At 38.2% G+C, this 23,723-nt stretch carries 32 protein-coding genes and 1 riboswitch; of the genes, 26 read left to right on the forward strand and 6 right to left on the reverse strand.

The features are described 5' to 3' along the window. The first annotated feature begins 63 nt into the window (after positions 1–63). On the forward strand, positions 64–1,188 hold the full coding sequence (locus tag MMB68_RS10690; RefSeq protein ID WP_277548845.1) for a conserved virulence factor C family protein: 1,125 nt from the start codon (positions 64–66) through the stop codon (positions 1,186–1,188). A 32-nt stretch (positions 1,189–1,220) separates the two neighbouring features. On the opposite strand, the gene MMB68_RS10695 is transcribed toward MMB68_RS10690, so the two are convergent. Beyond that, entirely contained in the window at positions 1,221–2,105 is an 885-nt protein-coding gene (locus tag MMB68_RS10695; RefSeq protein ID WP_269871581.1) for a polysaccharide deacetylase family protein, read from the reverse strand. Between the two features lie 241 nt (positions 2,106–2,346). Here MMB68_RS10695 and MMB68_RS10700 point away from each other — a divergent pair, with 241 nt between their 5' ends. The 15 genes from MMB68_RS10700 (at position 2,347) to rarD (ending at position 13,597) form a co-directional block, all read left to right on the forward strand. Beyond that, positions 2,347–2,784, forward strand: a complete 438-nt coding sequence (locus MMB68_RS10700) for a BrxA/BrxB family bacilliredoxin (protein WP_057243854.1) — start codon at positions 2,347–2,349, stop codon at positions 2,782–2,784. Positions 2,785–2,918: 134 nt separating this feature from the next. Then, positions 2,919–3,698, forward strand: coding sequence for a class I SAM-dependent methyltransferase (locus tag MMB68_RS10705; protein ID WP_277548969.1), 780 nt, complete (start codon positions 2,919–2,921; stop codon positions 3,696–3,698). Between the two features lie 380 nt (positions 3,699–4,078). Further along, on the forward strand, positions 4,079–4,681 hold the full coding sequence (locus MMB68_RS10710) for a YpjP family protein (protein ID WP_194273252.1): 603 nt from the start codon (positions 4,079–4,081) through the stop codon (positions 4,679–4,681). A gap of 188 nt (positions 4,682–4,869) precedes the next feature. After that, positions 4,870–5,184 (forward strand): thioredoxin family protein, encoded by a 315-nt coding sequence (locus tag MMB68_RS10715; protein ID WP_050690020.1) that lies wholly within the window; start codon positions 4,870–4,872, stop codon positions 5,182–5,184. Between the two features lie 146 nt (positions 5,185–5,330). Continuing rightward, positions 5,331–5,465 carry a hypothetical protein gene (locus tag MMB68_RS10720; protein ID WP_277447911.1) on the forward strand — a complete coding sequence of 45 codons (135 nt, stop codon included), beginning with the start codon at positions 5,331–5,333 and terminating at the stop codon, positions 5,463–5,465. A gap of 135 nt (positions 5,466–5,600) precedes the next feature. Further along, a riboswitch (cobalamin riboswitch) is annotated at positions 5,601–5,733 on the forward strand. A 258-nt stretch (positions 5,734–5,991) separates the two neighbouring features. Continuing rightward, entirely contained in the window at positions 5,992–6,951 is a 960-nt protein-coding gene (locus MMB68_RS10725; RefSeq protein ID WP_277447910.1) for an ABC transporter substrate-binding protein, read from the forward strand. Between the two features lie 88 nt (positions 6,952–7,039). Further along, positions 7,040–7,648 carry an adenosylcobinamide amidohydrolase gene (locus tag MMB68_RS10730; protein ID WP_153252464.1) on the forward strand — a complete coding sequence of 203 codons (609 nt, stop codon included), beginning with the start codon at positions 7,040–7,042 and terminating at the stop codon, positions 7,646–7,648. Between the two features lie 4 nt (positions 7,649–7,652). Further along, positions 7,653–8,639, forward strand: a complete 987-nt coding sequence (cbiB, locus tag MMB68_RS10735) for an adenosylcobinamide-phosphate synthase CbiB (protein ID WP_277447909.1) — start codon at positions 7,653–7,655, stop codon at positions 8,637–8,639. Further along, entirely contained in the window at positions 8,614–9,693 is a 1,080-nt protein-coding gene (gene cobD / locus MMB68_RS10740) for a threonine-phosphate decarboxylase CobD (protein ID WP_277447908.1), read from the forward strand. The genes cbiB and cobD overlap by 26 nt, the downstream gene beginning before the upstream one ends. Next, on the forward strand, positions 9,690–10,250 hold the full coding sequence (locus MMB68_RS10745; protein WP_277447907.1) for a bifunctional adenosylcobinamide kinase/adenosylcobinamide-phosphate guanylyltransferase: 561 nt from the start codon (positions 9,690–9,692) through the stop codon (positions 10,248–10,250). Before cobD ends, MMB68_RS10745 begins: the two co-directional genes overlap by 4 nt. Beyond that, on the forward strand, positions 10,247–11,020 hold the full coding sequence (cobS, locus tag MMB68_RS10750) for an adenosylcobinamide-GDP ribazoletransferase (protein ID WP_277447906.1): 774 nt from the start codon (positions 10,247–10,249) through the stop codon (positions 11,018–11,020). Before MMB68_RS10745 ends, cobS begins: the two co-directional genes overlap by 4 nt. Continuing rightward, positions 10,978–11,592 (forward strand): histidine phosphatase family protein, encoded by a 615-nt coding sequence (locus MMB68_RS10755; RefSeq protein ID WP_221782758.1) that lies wholly within the window; start codon positions 10,978–10,980, stop codon positions 11,590–11,592. Before cobS ends, MMB68_RS10755 begins: the two co-directional genes overlap by 43 nt. Continuing rightward, positions 11,544–11,969 carry a bifunctional adenosylcobinamide kinase/adenosylcobinamide-phosphate guanylyltransferase gene (locus MMB68_RS10760; protein WP_153252470.1) on the forward strand — a complete coding sequence of 142 codons (426 nt, stop codon included), beginning with the start codon at positions 11,544–11,546 and terminating at the stop codon, positions 11,967–11,969. The genes MMB68_RS10755 and MMB68_RS10760 overlap by 49 nt, the downstream gene beginning before the upstream one ends. Then, entirely contained in the window at positions 11,966–12,535 is a 570-nt protein-coding gene (locus MMB68_RS10765; RefSeq protein WP_029714471.1) for a cob(I)yrinic acid a,c-diamide adenosyltransferase, read from the forward strand. Before MMB68_RS10760 ends, MMB68_RS10765 begins: the two co-directional genes overlap by 4 nt. Positions 12,536–12,670: 135 nt before the next feature. Beyond that, positions 12,671–13,597 (forward strand): EamA family transporter RarD, encoded by a 927-nt coding sequence (gene rarD, locus MMB68_RS10770; RefSeq protein WP_277447904.1) that lies wholly within the window; start codon positions 12,671–12,673, stop codon positions 13,595–13,597. A gap of 91 nt (positions 13,598–13,688) precedes the next feature. Here the strand turns inward: rarD and MMB68_RS10775 are convergent, their stop codons facing one another. Next, positions 13,689–14,015: a MerR family transcriptional regulator gene (locus MMB68_RS10775; protein WP_013082852.1), complete on the reverse strand. Its 327-nt coding sequence runs from the start codon at positions 14,013–14,015 to the stop codon at positions 13,689–13,691. 294 nt (positions 14,016–14,309) lie between these two features. Between MMB68_RS10775 and MMB68_RS10780 the strand changes: the two genes are divergently transcribed. Beyond that, positions 14,310–14,468, forward strand: coding sequence for a hypothetical protein (locus MMB68_RS10780; protein WP_013056708.1), 159 nt, complete (start codon positions 14,310–14,312; stop codon positions 14,466–14,468). Between the two features lie 32 nt (positions 14,469–14,500). Here the strand turns inward: MMB68_RS10780 and MMB68_RS10785 are convergent, their stop codons facing one another. Next, positions 14,501–15,421 carry a CobW family GTP-binding protein gene (locus MMB68_RS10785; RefSeq protein ID WP_269871579.1) on the reverse strand — a complete coding sequence of 307 codons (921 nt, stop codon included), beginning with the start codon at positions 15,419–15,421 and terminating at the stop codon, positions 14,501–14,503. Between the two features lie 253 nt (positions 15,422–15,674). Between MMB68_RS10785 and panE the strand changes: the two genes are divergently transcribed. Both panE and MMB68_RS10795 read left to right on the forward strand, forming a co-directional pair. After that, positions 15,675–16,604 carry a 2-dehydropantoate 2-reductase gene (panE, locus tag MMB68_RS10790; protein WP_221782765.1) on the forward strand — a complete coding sequence of 310 codons (930 nt, stop codon included), beginning with the start codon at positions 15,675–15,677 and terminating at the stop codon, positions 16,602–16,604. Then, complete coding sequence (locus tag MMB68_RS10795; RefSeq protein ID WP_277447901.1) at positions 16,604–17,404, forward strand: GIY-YIG nuclease family protein; 801 nt, start codon at positions 16,604–16,606, stop codon at positions 17,402–17,404. The genes panE and MMB68_RS10795 overlap by 1 nt, the downstream gene beginning before the upstream one ends. Before the next feature lie 50 nt (positions 17,405–17,454). On the opposite strand, the gene MMB68_RS10800 is transcribed toward MMB68_RS10795, so the two are convergent. Beyond that, positions 17,455–17,766 (reverse strand): hypothetical protein, encoded by a 312-nt coding sequence (locus MMB68_RS10800; RefSeq protein WP_016763842.1) that lies wholly within the window; start codon positions 17,764–17,766, stop codon positions 17,455–17,457. 243 nt (positions 17,767–18,009) lie between these two features. Here MMB68_RS10800 and MMB68_RS10805 point away from each other — a divergent pair, with 243 nt between their 5' ends. Genes MMB68_RS10805 through proC form a run of 4 tightly spaced genes read left to right on the forward strand, consistent with a single transcriptional unit; the run spans position 18,010 to position 20,784 of the window. Then, positions 18,010–18,897 (forward strand): 5'-3' exonuclease, encoded by an 888-nt coding sequence (locus MMB68_RS10805; protein ID WP_277447900.1) that lies wholly within the window; start codon positions 18,010–18,012, stop codon positions 18,895–18,897. 46 nt (positions 18,898–18,943) lie between these two features. Further along, positions 18,944–19,291: a YojF family protein gene (locus MMB68_RS10810; RefSeq protein ID WP_013056714.1), complete on the forward strand. Its 348-nt coding sequence runs from the start codon at positions 18,944–18,946 to the stop codon at positions 19,289–19,291. A gap of 23 nt (positions 19,292–19,314) precedes the next feature. Then, a complete protein-coding gene (gene bshB2, locus MMB68_RS10815) occupies positions 19,315–19,977 on the forward strand; it encodes a bacillithiol biosynthesis deacetylase BshB2 (protein WP_013056715.1) in 663 nt (220 codons plus the stop codon). Between the two features lie 3 nt (positions 19,978–19,980). Beyond that, positions 19,981–20,784, forward strand: coding sequence for a pyrroline-5-carboxylate reductase (proC, locus tag MMB68_RS10820; RefSeq protein WP_277447898.1), 804 nt, complete (start codon positions 19,981–19,983; stop codon positions 20,782–20,784). Positions 20,785–20,942: 158 nt separating this feature from the next. On the opposite strand, the gene MMB68_RS10825 is transcribed toward proC, so the two are convergent. After that, positions 20,943–21,341, reverse strand: coding sequence for a thiol-disulfide oxidoreductase DCC family protein (locus MMB68_RS10825; protein WP_221782775.1), 399 nt, complete (start codon positions 21,339–21,341; stop codon positions 20,943–20,945). Positions 21,342–21,382: 41 nt separating this feature from the next. Between MMB68_RS10825 and MMB68_RS10830 the strand changes: the two genes are divergently transcribed. Then, positions 21,383–21,904 (forward strand): anti-sigma factor, encoded by a 522-nt coding sequence (locus MMB68_RS10830; RefSeq protein ID WP_277447897.1) that lies wholly within the window; start codon positions 21,383–21,385, stop codon positions 21,902–21,904. Positions 21,905–21,989: 85 nt separating this feature from the next. On the opposite strand, the gene MMB68_RS10835 is transcribed toward MMB68_RS10830, so the two are convergent. After that, the gene (locus MMB68_RS10835) at positions 21,990–22,424 is read right to left on the reverse strand and encodes an Hsp20/alpha crystallin family protein (RefSeq protein ID WP_221782777.1); all 435 of its coding nucleotides are present in this window, start codon (positions 22,422–22,424) and stop codon (positions 21,990–21,992) included. A gap of 229 nt (positions 22,425–22,653) precedes the next feature. Here MMB68_RS10835 and MMB68_RS10840 point away from each other — a divergent pair, with 229 nt between their 5' ends. Together MMB68_RS10840 and MMB68_RS10845 are read left to right on the forward strand one after the other, a co-directional pair. Further along, positions 22,654–23,034: a replication termination protein gene (locus MMB68_RS10840; protein WP_013056721.1), complete on the forward strand. Its 381-nt coding sequence runs from the start codon at positions 22,654–22,656 to the stop codon at positions 23,032–23,034. Between the two features lie 374 nt (positions 23,035–23,408). Further along, a complete protein-coding gene (locus tag MMB68_RS10845) occupies positions 23,409–23,687 on the forward strand; it encodes an AbrB/MazE/SpoVT family DNA-binding domain-containing protein (RefSeq protein ID WP_025752053.1) in 279 nt (92 codons plus the stop codon). The last annotated feature ends 36 nt before the right edge of the window (positions 23,688–23,723 follow it).

A 23,723-nucleotide genomic window follows, 5' to 3' on the forward strand; every position in this document is an offset into this window, starting at 1 on the left:
ACAAGTCGTTAGACTGAGTATAAAGCACATGCTACAATTTTAATGAGAGGAGTACGATACGATATGAACATTAAATCAATTGAGCCAACGCCAAGTCCGAATACAATGAAAATTAATTTAGACGAAGTGCTATCAGGCGGAAAAAGCAATAACTATACGGAAAAAAATGCTGAAGCAGCCCCTGAAGTTGTTCAAGACATCTTGAAAGTAGAAGGGGTAAATGGAGTCTACCACGTAGCAGACTTCTTAGCAGTAGAGCGAAATGCCAAATATGACTGGAAGCAAATTTTGCCGCAAGTTCGTGCAGCGTTTGGTGAAGATTTGCAAAGCAGCAGTGAACAGCACAAAATGAATGAGCATTTTGGTGAGGTCAATGTGTCAGTTCAAATGTTCAAAAATGTACCGATGCAAGTCAAGCTAACGGACGGAAATGAAGAAAAGCGCTTTGGTCTGCCCGAACGATTCGCAAAAGCGGTAGCAGAACTTCAACGTTTTTCAGATAATGTGGTATTAGAACGGAAATGGAAAGAACAAGGCGTTCGTTACGGAGAGTTATCGGCTATCGGAGACGAAGTAGTGGAAGAGTTAGCAGCAGCATATCCGCAAGAAAGATTAACTCGCCTTGTGGCTAATGCACAAGAAGAAAAAGAAGGCGGAAAAGTTGTACAGCCGCGTAAAACCTATAAAGTTACAGAAGAAATGCTAGAAGACAACGATTGGTCAGTGCGCTATGCCCATTTAGAACAAATGGATCCAACAGAAGCTGATTTAGACGTTTTAAATAAAGCGCTTGATGATGAAAAAGCATCTATTCGCCGCTTAGCTACGGTCTATTTAGGAATGATTGAATCAAAAGCGGTACTGCCTTATTTATACAAAGCATTAAAAGATAAATCAGTCACTGTGCGCCGTACTGCTGGAGACTGCATGTCAGATTTAGGTTTTGAAGAAGGTATTCCGGCAATGTGTGAAGCTCTTAGCGATAAAAACAAGCTTGTTCGCTGGCGTGCAGCTATGTATTTATACGAGGTAGGGGACGAGACGGCTCTTTCTGCATTAAAAGCAGCAGAGAATGATAAAGAATTTGAGGTAGATTTACAAATCAAGCTAGCAATTGAACGTATCGAAGGCGGAGAAGAAGCAAAAGGTTCTGTTTGGAAACAAATGACGGAAAGCAGAAAAGCATAAAAAAAAGATCATTCACTTGAATGATCTTTTTTTTACGACTGTTTTGCAGCGGGAGTTGGAAACTGCATAGGCTGCATGGTGTTATCAATTTTAATAGGCTGATAGCCCGACTGCTTTAAGTAAGTCAAAATAGCAGGAAGGGATTGTGCCGTAAAGGATTTATCATGAAATAAAATGACTGGTGTTCTTCCATTGGAGTTAACCCCTTGAATATGAGGTTCAAGGCCCTGAATAATTCTAGGTGCAGAACGAAGTGCCCAGTCTTCACTGTCTACATTCCAGTCCCATAATTTAAAGTGGCTTAGCAACTCTGTACGGTGCGGCTCTTTTAAATAAGGAACGCTGCCGTAAGGAACGCGGATTAACTTACTGTCAACACCGGTTACTTTCTTAACTGTCGCTTGACACTCCTGCATTTCTTTTAACGCGGCGCCGTCTTCACTATACATGACATGAATATCATGAGAGACGCCGTGACAGCCGATGGCATGTCCTTCCTGTGCTACTTTTTTAGCAATTTCAGGGTGAGCGTCAATTTGATACTTTAACATAAAGAAAGTTGCTTTTACGTTATATTGACGCAAAGCATCTAAAATGTGAAGGGTATCAGGCGTTGGGCCATCGTCAAACGTAAGGTAAACAGGCTGTGTAAGAGCTTGATTTTGATCGTTCACCGTATTTCCTACATACATATTATGGTGAAGTGTATTAAGCAGCTTCTCAGGTTGTGCTGAAGATGCAGCTTCTTTCAGCGGCAATGCAGTAGATGCTAAGACTTGCTGAGATGCAGCGGGTTCACTTCCTTTGGCTTCTGTAATAAAAAACAAAGAAGCGACGATCACTAACACTAAAGACAAAAATGCATAAAATCGTTTGTTTGGCTTAAATCGTTTGTTCGGTTTAAATCGCTGGTTCAATTTGAAAATCCTTTCTACTAAACTACTATTTACTACTATAGTACAAAAAATGGAATATTAATAGTAAAAATCGACATTTTTATGGAAAAAAATTAGATGATATGACCCGGTTTTAATCTTTTTTTGTCAAATGGAAAAGGAGAACGGGACAGCGATAAGGATTTAAAGAGTGAGTAGCTAGATTTTTCCTGGTTTTTATAGTATGCTTTTAGCGTGAATGATTGTTAGGAGGAATGTTAATATGTCAATGGCATATGAAGAATATATGCGTCAGTTAGTTAAACCAATGCGTCAAGAATTAACTCAAGCTGGTTATGAAGAATTAACAACAGAGGAAGCCGTAGTTGATTTTATGGAAAACGCAGAAGGAACAACTTTTGTTGTCGTTAATTCAGTTTGTGGATGCGCTGCTGGTTTAGCACGTCCTGCAGCGACACAAGCGTACTTACAGTCTGAGCAAAAACCAGATCAAGTGGTAACTGTTTTTGCCGGTCAAGATAAGGAAGCAACAGCTAAAATGCGTGAATATTTTGGGGACATTGAGCCTTCATCACCGTCTATGGCACTTTTAAAAGGAAAAGAAGTCGTTCATTTTATTCCTCGACATGAAATTGAAGGTCAGCCGTTAGAAGTTATTTTTGAAAACATTTTAAATGGCTTTAAGCAGCACTGTTCATAAAATGTCCTGCTTTTGTCACATCTAGTATATAGATTTTTAGAGAAAAATCGCATATACTTTATAAGAAAAAGGATGTCTATCGGCATCCTTTTTCTTTATGTAAATAGCCAAACAGTGTAGGGGGAGTTATGAAAGTGATTGTTACGACTGCTGGTCGAACAAATGAACAGATGATTGTAAAAGCCAAACAAGTAGCCGCTGATTTAAGTATACCTTTTGTAGTAAGAGAGAAGAAATCCGTTGCAGATCTTCAGAATCTTCAAGCTGCAGATGTGCTGGTTGTCGGTAAGAATAGAGTAGAGTTGCACGTTCAAAACGAAGAGGAACCTATTTTTTTTCATCCAAACTCCGCTATGTTTAGAGTGAAGAGATGGCTGCGGGGAGAACGTGATCCGTTTATTGAAGCGGCTGGTTTAGAAAAAGGAATGAGCGTGCTTGACTGTACACTTGGCCTTGCATCGGATAGTATGATGGCGAGCGCAGCGGTAGGAGAAAGCGGGAAAGTTGTCGGACTAGAAGGCAACCGCTATGTAGCTTATTTAGTCAAACAAGGGCTTTTAAATTGGGAAAGTGACGTACAAGAGTTGAACGATGCAATGAAGCGTATAAACGTGGTTCATCAAAATTTTGAATCGTTTTTGGCGTGTTGTGAAGATAATTCTTTTGATGTTGTCTACTTTGATCCTATGTTTCAAGAGCAAATTGATGAATCGAATGGAATTAACGGTATTAAAGCAATAGCACTGTATACCACGCTAACGCCAATGGCTATACAAGAAGCAAAAAGAGTAGCCAAACAAAAGATCGTGCTCAAAGATCATTGGAAAAGCACTCGTTTTGAAGAACATGGATTTACCGTGCAAAAACGAAAAACATCAAAATTTCATTACGGGACAATTGATATACAAAAATAAACAAAAAAGTAAAATGAATAACGCTCATTGAAAAGACTTCCAAAACCTTTTAGGAATTAAAAAGTTTTGGAAGTTTTTTTTATGAATTTCATCTAAAGTTCATAAAAGTATGATATATTTTTGAACATAAAAATACTTTTGCGTTTAAGCATCCAGCAAAAAAGGAATATCTTGTATAGGTTTCCGCTCGGTGTGATAACCACAAACAGAAGAAGGAAGGTGCTAACTAAAAAGTAGTCGAATGCCCGTAGACAGCATAAATGAATAAGCAAATATAGGTAAAAAATTAATAAGTATGTTACAATACCTAGTGAGTTATGATAATGAATTTTACGATATGAAAAGACCATATGGGAAAAGATGAGAAAGGAAAGATACGAATGCCTAGATGGATAAAAAGAATGCTAGTTGTATTTATTACAGTATTTACATTTGGGCTTGTCACTCCACCAGAATATTTATACGTTGATGATGCAAAAGCGGACAAGCAACATAAAGCAGGGTATGTAAGAGAAACAACTCCTATCACAGCTGTTATAGAAGATATTCATTTGCCATATGAAGAACCAAAATATGAAGACGTTTCATCATTTGTTACGTATGCAATGGAATCAGCTGAAAAACAGTCAGTGGAAAAATTCGGAACAAAAATTGGACCTGTCATTGAAGATGAATTTCGTCAAGCAGTGTTACCTAAAATTGAAGAAGTGCTGACTGACATTGGCACTGAACGTGAACAGTCGATTCAGAATCTCGAGATAAGCGAGCACCCTGCTGCTGGCTACGGTGAAAAGATTTTCCATGTATATGACCGGGAGACCGGTCAGGACTTAATACGGTTTCATGTACGACGTGAAAATCCTCCAAAAGATGGATACTGGTTTAATTTTCACTATCATGCGGCTGCAGATAATTTTCAAAAGCATTATGATTTAGGGAAAATTTATTGGAACCGAAATATGCCCCCTAAATGGTTTAGCTGATAATAGACACAACATTCTACGATTTCGAAATGTTAGCTTTTTTAAGCTAGCATTTTTTTACGTCTAAAACCGTTATGGTCTAAATAAGCTGAAACATTAGCACAACGATAAAAAAATCGTTTATAATGAAGTCAGACTTCTTACCATAGAATAGGGAGAAGGAACGAATAGATGCTGGAGGTAACACAATGAAACAATTTACGGAAGAAAAACAATTTCGCGAACAAATTAAGAACGAAACACTAAGCGTTGGGATTTTTACGACAACGTGGTGTCCTGATTGCAAACGTTTGGATATGTTCATTAATGAAATCGTTGACGAAAATACAGATAAAGCATGGTTTAAAATTGACAAGGATGAGTTTGAAGAACTTTCTGCTGAAAACAATGTAATGGGTATTCCTTCTCTTCTTGTATATAAAAACGGTGAAAAAATTGCACACTTGCACAGTGCAAATGCTAAAACGCCTGAAGCGGTCCGTGAATTTTTAGCAACTCTTTAATTACCTAAGGAGACTAGGACAAACGTATTTTAGTTGAAGGGAAATCCGAACGATGAATTAAGATTCTTAATGGAGAATCTAACTCGTCCGGATTTTTTCATTGGTAGAGTGAACGTAGGTTTTATGTGTTTAGTTGCTTCTAGCGGTTGATTGGAGAGCAAGGAGAAGACTCCTGCGGGAAAAGCGGAACAGGGGAGACCCCGCAGGAGCGTCAGCGACGAGGAGGCTCACCGGCCGCCCGCGGAAAGCGAAGCCTGGCACGGAAATCAACAGCGCTGTAACAAGCGATTCATATTAGCTTCTTTATCCCATTTGTTCATCTTTAAATTGGAGTGATTTAGTTATGGCTCAACCTCTTTTTTTGTGAGAATTGCTATTTCCATTTTTCGATGAGTGGGGTATACTAGGACAAGTGAATAATCGTAAAGCAATAAGGTCTCAATTTAAAGATTGAGTGAAAAGGGAAGTCTGGTGAAAAACCAGCGCGGTCCCGCCACTGTAAGCGCTTTGTGCGTAAGTCAGGAGACCTGCCTTATTGTTAGCTGTGAAACCTTCGAGGAAGGGTGAAGCAGGGTAATGAACATACATATCAAGTATAGTGAATGGATTCTTTTCCTGCTTATCTTGACGTTACCTGCTTTGCTTTCAATTGAAAGTAAAGCTTTTTTATTTTGAAGCTGCCTGCGAGCAGTATACATAGTCAAAGCGGAAAAACAGGATAGCGCTGCTTTTTGCATGATCATTTGCTTTTTCTTTAACGTGGAGGTTTCGTATTCACAATGAACAATATATAGGGGGAGTATTTAGATGAAAAAATGGCTTTCGTATTCTATTATTGCACTGTTAGTCATCGTACTTGCTGCATGCGGTGCAGGCAGCCAAAGCAACAGTGATAAAAAAACGAAGCAAGATACAGGACAAACGTCACAAGCTGCATTTCCTGTGAAGGTAAAAGACGCGCGTGATAAAGAAATTACGTTAAAAAAACAGCCTAAGAAAATTGTTTCACTAATGCCAAGTAATACGGAGATTGTATATGCCCTTGGCCTTGAAAAAGAATTAGTCGGTGTCACAAGCAACGATGATTATCCTAAAAGCGTAAAGAAAAAAGCGCAGGTAGGAGATATGAACGTTAATGCAGAAAAAGTTATTGCTTTAAATCCTGATTTAGTGCTGGCACACGCTTCAAGTATGGGCGTTTCGGATGAAGTATTTAAACAAATTGAAAGTGCGGGGATTCCGGTATTTGTTGTAAAAGATTCAACAACGTTTGATACGGTTTATGATTCTATTACGCAAATCGGTAAATTAACGGGCAAAACAAAAGAAGCTAATCAAACAATTAAAGACATGAAAGAAAAAGTAGCTTCAATTGAGAAAAAAGCAAAAACGATTTCAAAAGAAGATCGTAAAAAAGTATGGATAGAGGTATCAGGAGCTCCTGAGATTTATACAACAGGAAAAGGTACGTTCATGAACGAAATGCTTACTATGATCGGTGCTGATAACGTAGCGGCTAGTGAAAAGGGTTGGGTTAAGTTTTCTGAAGAGCAAGTTGTTAAGTTAAACCCTGACGTTATTATCGCAACGTATGATGCAGACAAAAATGAGATTATGAAGCGTCCCGCTTGGAGCAGCATGACTGCTGTAAAAGAGGGTAACATCGAGAAGGTTGACCAAAACAAAATCAACCGCTTAGGACCTCGTATTGTAGATGGCTTAGAGGACTTAGCAAAAGCAGTATACCCTGAGGTGTACAATAAATAAGAAGAGGGACCATATTCCAGTTCGAATTGAAAAGGGGATTGGTCCCTTTTCACATCTTAAAATTGAAGAACGGCCTGAGCTTTTAATTATGAAAACCGAGACTTCTTATAAAACATACAGCTCAGGGGTTTTAGGAACAGGCATTACGGAAACGGACACCTTTTACAATCGATTTGTTCACAAAGACTATTATTCAGATACTCCTTCTTTGGAGTATGAGCAATATTTGATGAAAGAAAATGTGCGCCATGAGCAAATCGTAGGGTTGATGACAGCTGTTTGGTTAAAAGAAAGAGCAGTTTACTGTTATGAAGGCTACGGAGTAAGAGTAGCTTCCGTGATAACGGCTGGAGTAGGAAACGCAGTAGATATTACAGCTGACGAAGCTGTGCCGTTCTATTCCTCTCCCGGTACAATTAATATGTTTTTTTTCGTTGAAGGTACGCTTACGGATGCTGCGTTTTTACAGCTTTTTATTGCGGCCACAGAAGCCAAAACAAAAACGCTGTCACAGCTGGGTATCATAGATCCAGCTACAAAGACGATTGCTACAGGAACATCTACGGACAGCATCTCAGTTGCAGCGTCTCAGCAAGGAACATTATATGAATATGCAGGCTCTATGACCGCTTTAGGTCAAGCGGTAGCCAAGCTGGTGAAAATAAGCTTAGAGCAGGGACTTAAGGGAAAGAGGTGAAGAAGTGAGTATTACACAAGCGATAATTGCACACATGACGGCCATGACGATTGCTTTAGTAATTGACCGAATTATAGGCGACCCTGAAAATTGGCCGCATCCCGTTCGTTGGTTTGGCAAGTGGATTTATTGGATGGATTCCAGATTAAATAAAGGTGCAGGAAAACGATTCAAAGGATTTCTTCTTGTGATAAGTATGGCTGTGCTCGCAGGAGTTGTTCCCTTTTTGTTCCTCCATGCTTTATACGAAGTTCATTTTATACTAGGTGTTTTAGTAGAGGGCGTAATGATTGCGACTACTATATCCACTCGTTCTTTAAGCGAAGCTGCTTATAAGGTACAAAAGCCGCTTCAGCTAGGAGATATGGAGAAAGCTAGATATGAAGTAAGCATGATTGTGGGACGAGATACAGATCGTTTGTCAGAAGGAGAAATTGCCAGAGCGACGGTAGAGACCGTGGCTGAAAATACAAGTGATGGTATTACAGCTCCGCTTTTTTATGCATTTATAGGAGGAGGAGCCCTAGCCTTTTTTTACCGAGCTATTAACACATGCGATTCAATGGTTGGGTATAAAAATGAACGCTACTTTCTGTTCGGCTATTTTAGTGCAAAAACCGATGACGTATTAAACTATATTCCAAGTCGGTTAACTGCAGTGGTGATGACCGCTGTTAATGTAGCAAAAAGCCAGTATTCTCTTTGGCATGTAACGAGTTTGATTAAGCGCGATGCTAAGAAGCATCCAAGTCCAAATAGCGGATACGGGGAAAGCGCAGTGGCTGCTCTTTTAGGTATTCAACTAGGCGGGCTTAATACATATAAAGGCATAGAATCTAATCGTGCAAAAATGGGTGAACCACTCATTCCCCTGCAAGCCGGTCATATTGAACAAGCTGTTTTCATTATGAAAAGGACGGTCTATGCTACGTGGTTATTATATCTTTTGTTAGGAGGAGTTATTAGTGCTATTACCTACACATGGAGCTAATCCTACTGTCTTTTTAAAAGCAATAGGGGCCAAGAATTTATCGCATCTAAAAGACTTTAGCGTGAACACAAATCCTTTAGGGGCTCCCCTTGTGCTTCACGAAAAGTGGAACAAATTCAAGGATGCAGCGTTTAGTTATCCTGATCCCCAAGTAACAGACCTGAAAAATAAACTTGCAGCTCATCATCATGTTTCAGCTGCTCAAGTGCTGCCTACAAATGGCGCCGCTGAAGCGTTTTTCCTTATTGCTTCGTTATTTTCAGGAGAGAAAGCAGGGATTGTACAGCCGACTTTCGTTGAATATGAACAGGCAAGTAAAGCTTATGGATGTGAAGTGACATACGTTCCTTTAGCTGAAGAAAATGGCTGGAGCTGGGATATAGAGTTGATTATGAGCATTCTTCCGGACATAAAAGTACTGTGGATTTGCCATCCAAATAATCCAACGGGCGTTATGTATAGTCATGAGGAATGGATGAAAGTAGTAAAAGCTGCTGCTCATCATGGTACATACTTAATGATTGATGAGGCATTTATTGATTTTGTCGAACATCAGCCTTCATTTGATTCTCTTGTTCTGGATTATGAGCATATTATTGTTGTGCGTTCCATGACAAAGATGTTTAATATTGCCGGGCTTCGTCTTGGCTATATTTTGGCAAATGAAAAAATCATTAGCAAGATGTCTAAAAAGCAGCCTCCTTGGAGTGTAAATGGATTGTCGCAGCAAGTAGGAATGATATGTGTGGATGAAAAAGATTTTGTGAAAAAAACCGTACATTATATTAAACAAGAACGGGAACGGATCTTGAGTCAACTAAAGGAATGGGGGCTTTTGGTTTCTCCTTCTCAAACAAACTATTATCTTTGCAGCGTTCCGTCTTCTATTAAAACGCGCGAATGGCTGGTCTATTTAGCAAGCCATGGCGTGGTAGCTCGTCATACTGAAAACTTCCCATTTTTAAATGGACGCTATATCCGTTTGGCTGTGAAAACGAAAGAAGAAAATGACTATTTACTTAACGTAATCAAACAAGGACTCGATGAAATATGATCATCTTTATTAGCGGAGGCGTTCGAAGCGGCAAATCAGGTGCAGCGGAGAACATGGTTCAAACCTTTTGTACAAAGCGCGCTGTTTATATTGCCACAAGCCGGCAAACAGATAGTGAAATGAAAAAACGCATCCAGCTTCATCAAACAGAACGCCAAGCAGCGAACACGCCTTGGGTAACGATCGAACAGTCTGTAGATTTACAACAAATTCTGCCAAATCTTCAAAGTGATGATGCTATACTTTTGGATTGTGTCACGAACTGGCTTGCCAATGAGCTTTTTTTAACAGAAAAAAGGTGGCAAACAAAAGAGGGCAAACAAGAGGTTTTTCGTCATATGATAAAAGCGCTCGATAAGCTGTTTATGCGGTCTCAGACGGTTGTGCTAGTATCTAATGAACTGTTTGAAGCGGGCGTATTAGAGGAGCCCACATATAGCTATATGAAGATGTTAGGAAAATTACATCAGTATATTGTAGAAAAAGCAGATGTGGCTATTTGTGTAGAAGCGGGAATTTATCGTTTTAAAAAAGGAAAGGAATGTGTAGATAAATGAAAGAATGGATAGCCATACTACGAATTTCTCTCCAGTTTTTTACAATTTTACCGCTAGCTAAAACCGTTCAATGGACTGAAAAAAGGACGGCACGCTCGCTTTTTGTGCTGCCGTGGATTGGTATGTTACTAGGCTTGATGTTTTATAGCTTTTTACAGCTGCTTCAATCTTCACCTATCACTACGATTGTTGATAGTATTTTAGTTTTGCTTTTACCGCTTATCTTAACGGGTGGTCTTCATTTAGACGGCTGGATGGACGTAAGCGATGCGTATTTTTCTCATCAGTCAAAGGAAAAAAAACTGCAGATTTTAAGTGATCCGCACGTTGGGTCTTTTGCTATTCTTTCTCTTATGGTTCTGCTGCTGCTGCGTTTTAGTGCGATCTATGAATTAGCGTCTCTTTCTTCTTTATCAATTTGGGCATGCTTAGTTGTCTTTACACTTCCAAGAATTGGAACAGCCTTTTTGTTGATGAGAGATAAGCCCGCTAAAGATACGGGTCTGGCTGCTTATTTTCAAAAAGGAGTCACCAAACGGTCTATTTATGGATTTATCATCATGAGCCTATTCTTAGTTGCTATTTTCGCTGTTTTTATGGACAATAAATTCATTATTCTTTTCTTTGCCGGTTTTTTATGGCTTTGGATACGGTTTTATCGTTCGCAGTTTGGTGGGGTAACAGGAGATGTTATAGGGGCAACCATTGAAGGAGGAGAAACGTTTTTATGGATAATTCTTTGGTTATCACATGTATTCGTCACGGCATGACGCTTGAAAATCAACAAAAAAAATATATAGGGTGGAGTGATCCGCCTTTAAGTACAGAAGGGAAAAATGAATTAAAAGAGCTTTTTCTAGAACCTCAGCTCGTTATTTCCAGTGACTTAAAAAGAGCGCTAGAAACAAGTTCAGTTGTTTTTCCTAAATCTCAGGTGGTTAGAAGTAAAAATTGGCGTGAGCTGCATTTTGGAGATTGGGAAGAGAAGACGTATGAAGATTTAAAAAACATACGGGCGTATAGAGATTGGATTAACCACTGGACAGAACATACGCCTCCGAATGGTGAAAGCTTCTCAGGCTTTTCAAACCGAGTTTGGGAAGCGTGGGAAGAAGCGGTGGATTTGGCGGCCAGTCAGCAATTGCATCACATTGCTATTGTTTCACACGGCGGACCACTGCGTTTACTTGCATCCCATTTTAAACAGACAGCGTCGCTTTGGGATGTTTCTTTTTCTTACGGAGAAGGTTTTTCAGTAGCGTGTACATACAAACAGGCAAAGGAGAGAAGAGCATGCATTTCGTATTCGGCGGTGCATTTACCGGCAAAAGAAAATGGGTGAAGCAGCATTATGCCAGTGAGTCGATAAAATGGCATTGTTTGTATGAAGACCCTGTTTTACCAGCGTTTGAGTTCGAAGAAAGTTACATTGTGCTAGAAGGATTTGAGCACTATGTTAAGGAATTAATACATAGCGAGCTGGAGTCTCCGCACCTTGTTATTAAAAAGTTAATACAGAAGTGGAGAGACAGCGGTGTATGGGAACAGTTAATAGTGATTGGAACTGAAGTCGGCAAAGGGATTGTTCCTTTAGATGCAACAGAGCGGCAGTGGAGAGATGAATGCGGGTATTCGTATCAGTATTTAGCAGCACATGCCCGGAAAGTAGATCACATTTGGTACGGAATTGCTAATCGATTGAAGGAGGAAATACAATGAACATTTACACAAAAACAGGGGACAAAGGGCAGACAAGCTTAATTGGAGGAAGAGTAAATAAAGATGATATTCGAGTGGAAGCATACGGTACGATTGATGAGCTAAATGGCTTTGTAGGTCAAGCGATTTATCAGCTGGATGAAACAACATTAAAAGATGTAAAAGAAGAGCTAATTACGATTCAACATGAGCTTTTTGACTGTGGAAGTGATTTAGCATTTGCAAAAGATGATCATCCGTACAAAGTAACAAACGACATGATATCTGTACTTGAAAAACGCATTGATGTCTATATGTCAGAAGCGCCGGCCATTGAGCGTTTTATTTTACCTGGAGGCACACCTGCAGCGACAACGCTTCATATTTGCCGGACGATTACACGCCGCGCAGAACGGCTTGTTGTTGGCGTGCAGCGTGAGCATAAAATTAATGTGGCGGTGCTTCAGTATTTAAATCGTTTATCCGATTATTTCTTTGCTGCGGCTCGAATCGCTAACGCGCGAGAAAATGTACAAGACGTAGAGTATATTCGCAGTGCCAAAGTATTTAAACAGCCTAAAAAATAACGTATAAAAAACGGTCGAGCTAAAAGCGATCGTTTTTTTTATGAGCTATTTCGATAGGCAAAATAAAGCTATAAAAAAGAGGTAAATGCATCTATAATGATAAGAGACAGAGAGATAAAGAAAAGAGGTTGAGAAATGAATCAAGATTCTAAACGAGCAGGTATTGTTTATACAGCCAGCGCTTACGTTATGTGGGGGCTTTTTCCGCTTTACTGGAAGCTTCTTGGCGAAGTGCATGCGAATGAAATACTCGCTCACCGCGTTATATGGTCATTTGTTTTTATGCTTTTACTTTTGCTTGTGACCAAGCAAATGAGTTCTTTAAAGAAGACGCTTGGTTTATTATTTCGTAATACGAAACAAGCGGTCATTTTATTTGTGGCTTCAGTGCTGATCAGTATCAACTGGTTCGTTTACATTTGGGCGGTTAACCATAATCATATTATTGAAACAAGTTTAGGTTACTACATCAATCCGCTCGTTAGTATTTTGCTTGGTATAGTCGTTTTAAAAGAGAAGCTTAATTTTTGGCAGGGTGCTTCTGTTGGATTGGCTGCTATAGGTGTTATCGTTATGACAGTTACATACGGACATATCCCATGGGTATCATTAAGCTTAGCGTTTAGCTTTGGTTTGTACGGTCTTGTAAAAAAGACTATTCAATTAGAAGCAAAAGTAGGATTAACGATTGAAACGATGATGGTTGCACCTATTGCAGTTATTTATTTTATTTTTCTTTTAGTGAAAGGATCTTCAAGTTTTTCCCTTCAGTCGCTTGATGTGAGTGCTCTTTTAATTGGAGGCGGTGTTGCTACAGCTATGCCACTATTGTATTTCGCTAAAGGGGCCCCGCTTATTCCGCTATCGATGGTCGGTTTTTTACAGTACATTGCTCCTACCATGACGCTTTTATTAGGGGTATTCGTGTATCACGAACCGTTTTCTAGCGTGGAGATGATTGCCTTTTTGTTCATTTGGGGCGGATCGGTTATGTTCATTTTATCTAAAACTAAGTTCATGAGCTCTCATCAGCCGAAATTCTTTAAAGGGCGTTCAGCTTAACGGACAAAAAAGCGGATATCTTTAGATATGCGCTTTTTTGTCTGCCGTAAAGAAATAAAAACGGAGACGGAAAAGTCACCGTATGTATACTTTATAGCTTCCGCTTGAAATGAGCGTTCAACTGACCTTGAAGCATTTGGTTTTTTACTTCTTTCATTTTTCTCGCTTCATCTTTTTTAGCCAGTTCTGTGCGTATTTCACTCGTTTGAACTCCTTCTTCTATACGATCAGCAATATCCATTAATCGTTCGACGTCTGAAAACGAATATTTCCGGATACCCGTATTGGTTCGGTCCGGAAAGAGCAGGCTTCTTTTCTCATAGTAGCGAATTTGCCTTTCTGATAAACCGGTTAATTCTTTTACAATCCCAATAGACATGACTTTTTTATCTCGATATGACGCTTCATTCGTAGACAATCTCCCTCACCCCTGAGTACGTAGTAGTATGTTATTATAAAGGAAAAAAATACAAAAAATTATAACATGTAATACATTCTAACATATATATGTTATATTTTTGAATTACTATGTGAGAAAAAGTAACATAAATAATGAAATAGGGAAAAGAGTCCTATAAACTAATGATTAACTCGATCCTAAGTGGTTAACCATACAGGATAAAGCCTTGTGGTTAATCACTTGCTTTCAAAATGATGAATAGAAAATAAATGTGAGAATATACATAAATTCTAAAAGGGAAGGGCGTTTTACATGGCTGTGCAACAATTGAAAAAAGAAGAGATTATTGAGCTGGCAAAAGAAATTATTGAACTCGATTTGAAAAGAGATGAAAAATTTGAAGAATTGACAGAGTTAGCCGGAAATCGTGCATATGAAATTTTGCGCAGAGTACAAAATGCCTGTTTATAAGTAATAAAAAAATCCCGCCTAGAGCGGGATTTTTAATGAGATTGCTGTTCAAGATTAAATAATTCTTGTTTCATCATAGCGTGATCGAGGTTTTCCCCTATAAAGACAAGAGTGGTGGGCAGCTTCATCATTTCTTTCATATATAGAGGCATGCCGTATGAATATTGAAACGAATACGTATCATTCGAATGAGTGAAGCGCATATAGCCTTTAATGCGATAAATGGTATCTGGCATTTGGCGCAGCCAATTTTCAAATAATTCAAGATCCACTTTTTTTGTAAACTCATATACAAATGTTTTCAAATGAAGATGATCTTCAACATGAGCCTTATGGTGCGGCTGTTTTTGAGACAGCTGAGCTTTTTGAATCACATCAAGCTTCACGCGGGAAAATGTCGTTAATAATGTTATTGCACGAGCGTTAATGGATTGAATCTCAAAAAGCAGGGAAGACTTTTCTGACTCAGACAGCATGTCCGTTTTATTTAATAAAATTACATCCCCATGTCTTACTTGTTCTTGAAGAAGTTTTTGAAGTTGAATGCTTAAGGAACCACGTTCTTTCCACCTTGTTGCATCCAGTGTGGTGATAATACTTTTAATCGTAACTTGATGCGCAAAAAGAGGAGACATACAAGCATCTAATACTTCAATGGGATGGGCAACTCCCGTTGTTTCTATATAGATAGCATCCAATGTGTTCTCCTGTAAAAGTGAATGAAGCTGCGTTTCAAATTGACCTTGAATAGTACAGCACACGCAGCCATTTAGCAATTCTTTTAACGGCGTGTCTTCTTCTACTTCATTTGAGTCAATCGAAACTTGGCCAAGCTCATTCATCACAACAGCAATATTGCGATTACGATCTTTTTCTTGCTGAAGCAGCTGTTTAAGCAACGTTGTTTTTCCGCTGCCTAAAAATCCAGATAAAATGTAGATTTCTGTTTTCATTTCAGTCTCTCCTATGTAAATAACATTGTTTAAATCGAAATTTTTCCGATTACGGATTGGTAAATAGTATATCCAAGAGGGGATAAATGTCTAAGCATAAATTTTTATGCTTTTTTTGTATTCATTATAACAACTTTAAAAGCGCTATGGCTATCTTTTGTAAAAAACTCAAAATACAATGAAATAAGAATATTATAAAATTTCAAACTAGCTGTGCTACAATAAAAGAAAAAGAAAAAGGGGAGCAAAAGTTATGCGAATATTAGTTTTAGGCGCAGGCGGCGTTGGAGGTTACTTTGGAGGCAGGCTTGTGGAAAAAGGAGAGGATGTTACTTTTCTTGTCAGAGAACGAAGAAAAAAAGAGCTGGAACAAAATGGACTTGTTATTAAGAGCATACACGGTGACTTCACTTCACCTGTACAAGCTATTACAAAATCTGAGGTGAAAGAACCTTATGATGTTATTTTGTTCACAACTAAGGCTTATCATCTTAAACAAGCAATTGATGATGTGCGTCCTTTTGTAGGGAATCAGACAGTTGTCGTACCTTTGTTAAACGGTATGGCTCACGTGGGTCCTTTACAAGAAGCTTTTGGGGAAGAAAAAGTCATTGGGGGACTGTGCTTTATTGAGACGACTTTAAACAAAGATGGAGATGTCGTCCAGACGAGTCCTGCTCACAGACTTGTATTTGGTGAATTTAAGCAGAAGGAAACAGAAAGATCACAACTGATTGAGCAAGCGTTCAGTGGTACAAAGGCTTCGTTTGTAAAAAGTTCATATATTGAACAGGATATGTGGCATAAGTATTTATTTATTACGGTTATGTCAGGCATGACCACTCTTATGCGCGCACCTGTTGGCCCAGTCTTAGCAGCAAAAGGAGGTCGTCAGTTTGTACAAGAGCTTTTTAAAGAAGTTGAAAATATTATGATGGCATACGATGCCCCATTAGCTGAAGGGATTATTGAACAGCATATGAATACGATGGATAAAATGACGTATGACATGAAGTCATCGATGCAGCGTGATATGGAAAAAAGTTCTCAAATTGAAGGAGACCACCTTCAAGGATATTTGCTGACATTAGCTGAAAAATCGTCTATACACGTACCGCTTCTTCAAACTGTGTATACGCATCTAAAAGTGTATGAAGAAATGTTAAAAGGTTATCAAAAATAATGACAGTAAAAATCGATTTAGCAGTCATGCAAGTATTGCAAAAGCTGCTAAGTACAGCAGAAATAGGACAATTGCCTTCCGCTCCCGGCATTTATTTTTTCTTTGATAAACCCGGCAGGCTTTTATATATCGGAACAACGACGGGCTCTCTATCAGAAAGAGTAAGAGCTCACGTTGCAGGAAAAGGCGTTAGCAACACAAAAAAATTTCACAAAGAAATTTATGCTGTTGGATATATTGAAGTTCATGGATTAAAAAAAGAATTGGATATGCTGAGAACGATGCTTGTAAATGGTTATTTTCCAAAATACAATAAACAAGATGTAAAAAGAGAAAATGAATACGACATTTACACCGTTCACGGCAGAAGCCTCAGGGATACAAGAGTTGATAAGAAAAAAGTCTCCAAGCGAAAAACGGTGCTAAAGCCAACGTTAAAAGAGATAGAGATTTGTCAAGAAAACAGCGATATTACATATGCACGAGTCGCAAATATGAATGCTGAAGATCGAGTGAAAAAATTGTGGTCTTGTCAAGAAGCAGGGGCGCAGCTACATCTTCCGGAGTCGAAAGTGTTAGCAATAAGCGACCGGCTCTTAAAAGAGCAGTATACATTTCAGCGAGATATGAAAAAGAATATGATGTTTACGATGCGGGATTTAGTTGTTATTCAAGTGTTGTTAAATTTAAATCCGACTCATGACTTGAAAAAGAGAGAAATAAAGGAAGCCATCAGTTTAGTGCGTAAATTTGGCATAGAAGAAGCTCTTCGCATCTCTGAAAAATTACTCAAAACGTAATAAAATCCATGATCACAATGATCATGGATTTTATCATTTATCATTCACACTTAAGCTAATTCGTCAATAACTTTTGGTAGAGCCATAATGGAAATAACGCAAAGTGAACTGACAACTTGATGCATTTCAAAAATGGCAATGATGAATAACATCAGTGATATATATAATTGAAGGCCTTTTAATCCCCACGGCTTGCGATCGAAAAAAAAGTCGCTAAGTACAAATACAAAGAAAATGAGCGAACTGAACAAAATAATCATGGATGTAGACATGGAACGATCATAAGCAATGATAAATAACAAAGCGAGAAGCGACACAACAGATATAACTTTTAATGTTTTAATCATCGTGTTTTTATTCACTTTTTTCACCTTCATTTGTAGGATTGATCTTTCATCCTCATTTTATAGGATAGTCAAAAGTTCTAAAAGTCAAACGAATAAATCATAACAACAATTTAACATCTTTATACTACATTTACATTGAGAGAAAAAAATGGGCGTGTTTTGAGCTTTGTACCCTTCATTGACGCGTGCAAAGAACAAGTGCTATAGTATGTTTGCTCTAAAAGCTAAAGGAGCAAAGTTTTCAAAGGACGTGACTATGTGAACGAAACACTATTAGTAATTGATGGATTTAATTTATTAAGCCGCTGTTATTTTGCTACTTCTTATGGCAGAGATGAAGCAGCGTTGACAAGAAACAGTAAGGGCCAATTTACGAATGCCCTGAGAGTAACGATTCAAAAAATGCATGCATTGATTCATCAATATGAGCCAAGCCATATTTTCGTCGCTTGGGATGTTAAGCGCGAGGATACAAAACGTAAAGATACATACGCCCTATATAAGCAAACAAGAGCAGAGCTTCCTGAGCCGCTGATTCAGCAGTATGAAACGTTAAAACAATTTTTTGACACAGTAGGCATTTATCAAATGTCATTGTCTTCTTATGAAGCAGATGATTTAATTGGAGCACTTGTAAGCAAGTGGAGTAAGGAAAAGCAAAGTCCAGGGTACATCTATAGCAATGACCGAGACTTGCTTCAGCTCCTAGATCAACATATTTCGCAAATTATTGCCAAAAAGCAGGTTGGCGATCTTGTTTATGGCTTTAAGCACTTTCAAGAAGAATACAATATTCATCCTCGTCAATGGGTGGACGTAAAAGCATTGCTTGGTGACAAATCTGACAATATTCCGGGCGTTCCTGGTGTAGGAGAAAAAGCCGCACTGCCTCTTATTCAACAATATGGCTCTATCCATGAAATTTATGCACAAATTGAACAATTAGATCCAGCTTTTAATCGTTACAAAAAAAAGCTGGTCGAAGGAAAAGAACTAGGTATGCTTAGTCGTGAACTTGCTGAGATTATTATAGACATTCAAGAAATCAGTATGTTAACTTGGGGAGAATTAACATTTATGTATGATTATGAAAGATGGAATAAAGAAATTCAAAGTCTAGAACTAAACATTAGGATTCGCTCATGATTTTTAGTACAATACAATTTATGAACATGAGAAAGGAGTAACAAGCGTGCAACCAATTCATAAAGAAACAGTCCAAAAAAAAATACAAACATTTTTAAATAAAGACGTATATGTACACCTTGAAACGACAAACGGTGCATATGCTTCACACGTAAATGAAAAAGTAATGACAGTTGGGGCTTTTATTCGCAATGGTAAAGTCACTATTTCAAACGGAAAGATAACTGGAGAAGGTCCTTATCGTGTAGGTCTTCAAATTGATTTAGGATGGATTTATGCAGAGGGATTAACAGATTGGGAAATTGATGAAGAAGGCCGACTTCTTCTAGCTGGGCATGACTTTGAAGGTCGTTTAGCAGTTGCCCTTCAATTAAGTGAACATCCGTTTTCATAACAGAAAAGAGAGGAGAATAGAACATGGAAGAAAGATTATTAATTGTATTTCCGCATCCTGACGATGAAGCATATGGAGCGGCAGGAATGATCACGCAAGCTAGACAAAAAGGAACGCCCGTTACATATGCCTGTGTTACGCTAGGTGAAATGGGACGAAATATGGGTAGGCCGCTGTTTGCTAACCGTGAAACTTTACCTCAAATCCGAAAAAAAGAACTTTTAGATTTAGCGAACGTTTTAGATATTCAAGATTTGCGTATGCTAGGGCTTCGTGATAAAACGCTGGAATTTCTTGATATTGATGTTTTTGCAGATAAAATTGAAGAAATCATTAACGATGTAAAGCCGACTCACATTTTAACGCATTATCCTGGCTTTGCGGTACACCCTGATCATAATGCTACGGGTGCAGCTACGATTCAAGCGGTAAAACGTATGCCGAAAGAAAAGCGTCCGGTTGTTTGGTGTCATGCGTTTTCAAAAGATCGTATTGAACATATTGGAGAACCAGATGTTATTTTTGATGTAACAGCGATGAAAGATAAAAAAATTGAAGCGTTAAAAGCCCATCGTTCTCAAACAGAAGGAATGATGAACGCAATTGACTTCGACCGCTTATCTGACTATCCGCAAATGGAACGTTTATTAACTAGAGAAGAATTCTGGACATATAACTGGGAGTAACAGATGAAAAAACAGCGAATTTTATTTATTGGAGCAGGACGAATGGCTGAAGCTGTAGCGGCTGGTTTGGTTACGAGCAGCGCTGACAGTATTGAGGCAGTGGTGATGTCAAACAACGGAGATATTGAGCGGTTACAGCGTGTTGAAAAAACGTACGCCGTACAAACGACGCAAAATTGGCGTCAAGAAGTTAACAATTCGGATGTTATTATTTTAGCGATGCCTCCCAACGCCCATCCTTCCGTGCTCAAGGAACTTTCGACTCATTTAAATCAACAATTTGTCGTAACGTTAGCGGCAGGAATTGGTCCGAGTTACTTAGAAAATCACCTTCCGCAGAATACGCCTGTCGCTTGGATTATGCCAAATACAGCTGCTATGATTGGACAATCGATGTCTCTGTATACACTTGGAACTTTTGCCACAAAAGAGCATAAGGAAGTGCTTCAAATGATTTTAAAAGGAATTGGTGAAGCGCATGAGTGTTCAGAGAAAGAAGTACATGAGCTAACGGCTGTAACTGGCAGTGCACCGGCGTTTCTATATTATTTTGCAGAATCGTTAATTGATGCAACTACCGCTTACGGTGTGGACGAAAAAACAGCCAAAGATTTAGTTATTCAAATGATGTATGGCTCTGTACAGATGCTGCATGAAACCAAAGATCCTGCGTCTTTAAGAGAGCAAGTAACAACTCCAGGCGGCGCTACTGCCGAAGGGTTAAAAGTGATGAAAGAACAAGACTTCTCTTTAATAATGAAACAGGCAATTGAAGCAACGAATAAAAAAGCAATGGGTGAAAGTTAAAAAAACTCGTACAACCATATGTTAGCTGAAAAATCCGAACTATAGTTCAGCATTCTTTCATTAAAATGTTGAATCAGTTCGGATTTTTTAATGAATAGATTTTCTTAACATAAATATATTCCTCTTTAGAACTGTTTTTTTCTATATCCCAAGCCTTTTTAGTTATCAACAAACCGCTTTTTCGTATCAGAAGTTGGGAGCATGCAGTGTTGTTGTTTGCCAAACCACTTATATCGGTTGCGAGCGATCCAGTTGTATACTATATCTCGAATAGGCGCAGGAATGATAATGAAAGCATATAAAAATTTAACGGGTCCATCTAAGCGCTTGGCTATTTTTAAAGCAGCCGTTGATTTTACATATCTTTGGTTTCCATGAATATATACAATGCTGTCTAATTGCTCAGGAAGTAAGCCGTGAGAGGCTAGCTGCTGCTTTCCGAAATCTGATTGAAGAGAAGCGAAAGAAAACAAAGCTTGTTCATCATGTTTAATAATATATTGAATACTGCTATTACATAAATTACATATGCCATCAAAAAGAATCAAATGTTTCATTGGACAATTTCGCTCCTATTCCATAAAAAAAGTATAATTACTTGTCATTTTTGAAAAATAAAGGTACGTTTAAAAGATGTGAAAGTGATCCAAATTCAAAGGTAATTCGATTATATAATAAGGACTCATTGGTTACTATATCCATCATTATTGGATTAGCTGCGGCACTTCTTTTATCCTTTGCAGGAAACAGCTACTTTCTGTTGAAAGATGAAGACAAAGGCAAACAAGAACCAAATGTTTCGGTTGCTCCTCAAAATGAACCTCTTACATCTGAAAAAACAATGAAGTTGCAGGCAGAGCCGAACGTTTCTGGTGAAGCAACAGCATCTCTTACGAAAAAAGGTGGAAATTTAAATGTGGTCATTCAAGCGAATAACTTGAAAAACGTAAAGGGAAATGAAGTTTATCAGGTGTGGGGCATAAAAGGTGATACGCCTCATCCGGCAGGTGCTTTTGTAACAGATAAAAATGGAAACGGGACAGTGGTCTATACGATGAGCCAAAAAGAACAGACTGAAAAGTGGGATGTTATGGCGATTACTTTAGACGAATGCGAATAATAAGACGCCAGAAGGAAACATTGTGTTAAGTTCAGCGCTCTAACAAAAACCCTTCTGCTAACAGAAGGGTTTTTGTTACGTGCAGTTAATCCTCTTCAAATTGTATGGCAATGGTTTGGTCATTTTCTATCTTATTCAGTCGAATTTCCAATAATCCATTTTTGTACTTAGCGCGAACTGGTTCGTCTGTGTAGTGAAAAGGAAGTTTGACCGTGCGAGAAAATACGCCTGTATGGCGTTCGTTGAGCTTTAACTTTTGTTTAGATGCTTCATAAGCATAAGGAACGTTCCCTTCAACTGTTAATATATTTGCGTCCAACTTGATTTGAATGTCGTTAGTTGAATGCAGTCCAGGAACCTCAACGACGATAATGCCTTCTTTATCGGTTTCATATAAGTCGACGTTTGGAAATCGCTTTGGTAAGATGTGATTTAAATCGCTCCAAAAGTGATTTCCAAGCATATCTTCTACCTTATGCTGAATCGAACCCCAATCAATCTCTTCATATTTTTTACTCAAAGGAACCCCTCCTTATATTCACGTAAATTCCTTCTATATATATGAAAAAAAGAAAATTCAATGACTGCTTACAAAGAATGAGAAAAACGCGTAAATAAGTGAAAAAATGTGAGAAAAAAAAGAGATTTTGAGTGAAAAAGAAGGATTATGTAGAATAAAAAAAGTATAATTACGTATAGAGCTTTCTATTATCCTGAATGAAAGCAAGTATGTGAAGGAGGAAGTTGAGATGAGAGAAAAGCGTACATCCAGTGGTTTTCTATTAAAACAACGTGCTTTCTTAAAATTATATATGATTACAATGACAGAACAAGAGCGTCTGTATGGCCTTCGGTTATTAGATGTGTTGAGAGATGAATTTCGCCCTTTTGGGTTCAAACCTAATCACTCTGAAGTATACAAAGCTCTTCATGACTTGATTGAAGATGGTGTCCTCAAACAGGTGAAGCGTAAAAAAGAAGGAATGAAGCTTCAAGAAGTGGTTTATTATACATTTACAAATGAGGGAGAAGAGAAAGCTAAATTATATAAAAAACAATTAAAAGTAGAGCTGGAGCGGTGTGAAGCTATGATTCAAAAAGCTATTCGTGACAACTTCGGGTCCAAATGAACGTGTCTTTAGTTAGAAAAGACACGTTTTTTCTATAGCTGATTTTGTCGTCTTATGTCGGAATAAAAGTTATAAAATGGGTACAAAGTAGTGTAAAAGATGGATATATAGTTATATTATGGATAAAATACACACTTTTAACATATATGGATGAATTCGATTTTAAAGATTATGCACTATTCATAAATAGTGTACGAATTGATATGATACAAAGTGTATATAAATCTATTTAATGCGTTATTTGCCATATTTTAAGAACTTATAAACCGTTATCAGACCATCATTGAAGCATTTTGGTTTTAGCAACTCTGACGAATTTGACTAGATTTGTATCGAGAAGATATTATTTGTTTACTATGAAAGGAATGGATTTTATGAAGTCTACAGGAATTGTAAGAAAAGTAGATGAATTGGGTCGCGTAGTAATTCCTATTGAATTGCGCCGCATTTTAAATATCAACACAGGTGATCCAGTAGAAATATATGTTGATGAAGATATTATTATTTTACAAAAGTATAGCCCGTACGGTGCTTGCTTAGTAACTGGGGAAATTACGCGTGAAAACTTAACCTTTGGGAATGGAAACGTTGTGTTAAGTAAAAAAGGTGCGGAACAGCTTTTACAAGAGTTAGAGCGTACCTTAAATAAATAAGAAGTTTTAAGTCTTAGTATAAGGAAGAATATCAAT

It is taken from the genome of Priestia sp. Y58 (genome assembly GCF_029522095.1).
Taxonomy (GTDB): domain Bacteria; phylum Bacillota; class Bacilli; order Bacillales; family Bacillaceae_H; genus Priestia; species Priestia megaterium_E.